Consider the following 3,903-nt stretch of genomic DNA (forward strand, 5'->3'; position numbering starts at 1 on the left):
GAAGGAGACGCTCACCGACCGCCTTCGCGACCGCCGTCGCGGAGCGGCGCGCGGGCGGGAAAGACCGTTTCGAGTGGGTCGACGAGGGCGACGACGTCGACGGGGAAGCGGACGCGGCGGAAGAAACGGGGCCCGCCGCGGGGGCGGAGTCCACTACTGAGACGGGACCCGCCACGGGTCCGATATCGGGCGAGACCGGTTCCGGCGCACCGACCGATGATGGTTCGGAATCCGACGACACCGCCGCGGACCGCAGAGCCGCCGACGAGCCCGCCGACGAGGCGGCGGATATTCCGGACGACGGCGTCGTCCGCCCGGACTTCTCGCCGGGCGACCGCGACTACTCGGAGCCGGCGGAGCGAGTCGACACGGGCGACTACGCCGTCGACCAGCGCGCCTCCGACGCGGACGTCCCGTTCGGTCCCGATCGTGGTACAGAGAACGATGACAGAGAGTCCGAAGACGGTAACAGAGAGTCCGAAAACGCCGACCGAAAAGGTGGCACGGACGAGATAGAAGAGACCGACGCCGACGAGCGGCCAGAGTGATCCGTCCGCACCGGCACTACTCGTCGAGCAGCTGTTGAGCGATCGTGTTCCGTAGCACTTCGCTCGTCCCCTCGTAGATCTCCGATAGCTTCGCGTCGCGGTAGAACCGCTCGGCGGGGAAGTCCTTGGTGTAGCCGTAGCCGCCGTGGATCTGGATCCCCTCGTTGGCGACCTCGCGGGCGATCTCCGAAGCGTACAGCTTCGCCTGCGCGGCCTCCTTGATGTAGTCGCCGTCGCGCATCTTCAGGTCGGCCGCCTCGTGCATCAGCAGCTCCGCGGCGCGGGCCTTCGTGTCCATGTCCGCGAGCTTGTGCTGGATCGCCTGAAAGTCGGAGATCGGCCGGTCGAACTGCTCGCGCTGTTGCGCGTAGGACGCCGCCTCGTCGAGCGCGGCGCGCGCGATCCCGACCGACCGGGCCGCGATCGTGATCCGGCCGCCGTTGAGCGTCTTCAGCGCGTGGACGAACCCCTCGCCCTCCTCGCCGAGTAGCCGATCCTCGGGGATCCACATGTCGTCGAACCGAAGCTCGGCGGTCGGACACCCCTTGTCGCCGAGCTTGTCCTCCGTGCCCTCGACGACGAACCCGTCGTCCTCCTCGGGACGCACGACGAACGACGAGATGCCCTTCCGGCCGGCATCGGGATCGGTCTTCGCGAACAGCGTGACGGTGTCCGCGACGGAGCCGTTGGAGATCCAGAGCTTGCCGCCGTTGACGAGGTAGCCGTCGCCGTCGCGCTCCGCGGCCGTCGACATGGCGGGCACGTCCGAGCCGGCCTCGGCCTCCGAGAGCGCGAACGCGCCGATGTCCTCGGCGGTGTTCAGGGCGGTGAGGTACTCCTCCTTTTGCGCCTCGTCGCCGAACTCGTAGAGCATGTTGCCCGCGAGCGACGTGTGGGCCGCGACGACCGTCCCGAGTCCGCCGGAGCCGCGAGATATCTCTTCGAGTCCGATCGCGTAGCTGTGGTAGTCGAGCCCCGCGCCCTCGTACTCGACCGGGAACGGCATTCCCATGAGCCCGAGGTCGGCCATCTCGTCTATCAGGTCGGCCGGGAACTCGTCCGTCTCGTCGATCTTGGCCGCCCGCGGCACGACCTCCTCGTCGACGAACTCCGCGACGGTGTCGCGGATCTGACGCTGCTCTTCGGTGAGCGTGAACTTCATGGTCTCCCCTTCGACTGGGCCGACTTAGCCGTTTCCACACGATTGTACACGGGCCGCCGGTTCGACGGCGCAAGCGACGGCGTCGTCGTTCGATTTCGCGGTTCCGGGAGACGAGGGACGGCCGGCCGCCGTTCCACGAGGCTTTTTATGCGTTGTGCCGTAAGGACTGGCAACTGAATGAGCGGACGAGAACACGGCCCCGGCGAGGCCGACCTCGCGTGGTGTCACGAGGCGGTCCAAGGGGTCTCGCGGACCTTCGCGCTGACCGTCGACGTGCTAGAGGAGCCGATGGCCTCGCAGATCTGTGTCGGTTACCTCCTCTGTCGGGTCGCCGACACCGTCGAGGACGCCGGTCACATCCCGCCGGAAGCCCAGAGCGACGTGCTGCGGACGTACCGACGAGCGATCGACCCGGACGACGAGACCGACATCGCGGCGTTCCGCGAGGCGGTCGACGAGTGGCTGCCCGCGGAATTGGACGACGACTGGACCGTCGTCGCGGAGGCACCGACGATCGCCGCCACGTTCGCGGAGCTCGATCCGGAGGCCCAGGAGGCCATCGTTCCGCCGGTGCTGGAGATGGTCGACGGGATGGCGATGTTCGTCGACCGCCACGCCACCGAGGGCGGGCTCCGCATCGACGACCGCGACGAGTTAGAGCAGTACTGCTACTACGCGGCCGGGACGGTCGGCAACCTCATCACGAACCTGCTCACGCGCGGCGACGTCGCCGAGGAGCGCGCCGACCGGCTGCGCGAGACCGCCGAGGAGTTCGGCCTCCTCTTACAGCTCGTGAACGTCTCGAAGGACGTCTACGACGACTACACGGAAGAGAACAACGTCTACCTCCCCGCCGAGTGGCTCGAAGCGGAGGGCGTCGAACAGGAGCGGGTCGTCCACCCGGAGAACCGCGAGTCGTCCGCGCGCGTCGTCGACCGGACCGCCGACTACGCCCGCTCGTTCCTCGACGACGCGCAGGCGTACTTAGAGACGATGCCGCTCTCGAACGGGAACACGATGGAGGCGTGGACCGTCCCGTACCTGCTCGCGGTCGGCACCCTCCGAGAGATCAACTCGCGCCCCGAAGACGCGCTCACCGAGACCGGCGTGAAGGTGTCCAGACAGGAAGTGTTCGCGGTGATGTCGGCCGCGAGCGACGTCGGCCGCGACTCGCTGGCGGAGCTGCGGCAGACGATCGCCCGGACCCCGTTCCATCGGGCGGTCGGGTCGGCGGACTGAGCGCACGGTTCGGACACCCCAACCGCTTTCTCACAGCCGCGACCGCGCCCGTGACACCGCGGGAACGCGCACGCCGATCGTCTCCCCGAGCGCCTCGGCGGCGCTCAGCAGCCACTCCGCGCGCTCGACCCGCGAGTCGAGGTCCCCGGGACCGATCCGGTAGCGCTCGACCAGATCCTCGACGGTCGCGCCGCCGATCCACTCGTCTAAGATTCGCGCCGTCTTCACCGACTCCAGCCACCCCTCGAAGTCGTCCGGCTCCGTCATGTCCGTCGTCAGATGGGCGGCGTTGCGCCGCGCGAACCGATAGACGTCGGCGCGCTCGGCGTTTCCGAGGTAGGTGTCCTGCATGTCCGGCGTGTCGCAGATCACCTCGAAGGCGGTGAGCGTCGTCGTGTCTGCCAGATCGGCCGCCGCGCGGAGCCCGGCGACGATCCGCTCGCCCGTCTCGGGCCGAACGTACTGCTTCGAGGTGGTCTCGCCGACCGCCGTCGCGACGAGGCGGTAGTCCTCGACGCCGCCGGTCTCCCTGACGACCATCCCGGCGGCAACGAGGTCGTCGACTGCGACGGCGACCGCGTCGGCGAGGCCGCCGGCACCCGTCTCCCGCGCGTAGAACGTCCCCTCGAAGACGTCGAGTATCTCGGTCTCGGTCCCCGCGAACCCGGTGGCGATCGCCGCGAGGACGTGGGTTCGGAGCGCCCCTCGGGTCGGCCAACTGCGACTCGACCGCCTCGGGTTCGCCCTCGACGTACCGCTCGTGAACTTCCTCGCGCGTGTCGGCGTCGGCGACGAGGACGGCCTCGCCGTGCGGGTCGAGCCCCGGACGCCCCGCCCGGCCGCACATCTGGTGGACTTCGAGCGTCGGAATCCACTCCATGCCGCCCTCGCCGTACCGTCGCTGGTCGCGGACGACGACGCGCCGCGCGGGGACGTTGACGCCGGCCGCGAGCG

Annotated in this window: 2 protein-coding genes and 2 pseudogenes; 2 read left to right on the forward strand and 2 right to left on the reverse strand. The window is 69.2% G+C overall.

The window, feature by feature from the left end; translation table 11 throughout:
- Positions 1-548 (forward strand): annotated as a pseudogene (locus BN903_RS17240) (hypothetical protein); the annotation flags it as partial.
- Between the two features lie 16 nt (positions 549-564).
- Here BN903_RS17240 and BN903_RS05465 read toward each other — a convergent pair.
- Positions 565-1,710 carry an acyl-CoA dehydrogenase family protein gene (locus BN903_RS05465; protein WP_048076729.1) on the reverse strand — a complete coding sequence of 382 codons (1,146 nt, stop codon included), beginning with the start codon at positions 1,708-1,710 and terminating at the stop codon, positions 565-567.
- A gap of 177 nt (positions 1,711-1,887) precedes the next feature.
- On the opposite strand from BN903_RS05465, the gene BN903_RS05470 reads away from it, so the two are divergent.
- The gene (locus tag BN903_RS05470) at positions 1,888-2,949 is read left to right on the forward strand and encodes a phytoene/squalene synthase family protein (protein ID WP_048076730.1); all 1,062 of its coding nucleotides are present in this window, start codon (positions 1,888-1,890) and stop codon (positions 2,947-2,949) included.
- Between the two features lie 30 nt (positions 2,950-2,979).
- Here BN903_RS05470 and BN903_RS05475 read toward each other — a convergent pair.
- Positions 2,980-3,903 (reverse strand): annotated as a pseudogene (locus BN903_RS05475) (DEAD/DEAH box helicase); the annotation flags it as partial.

This window comes from Halorubrum sp. AJ67 (assembly GCF_000513435.1).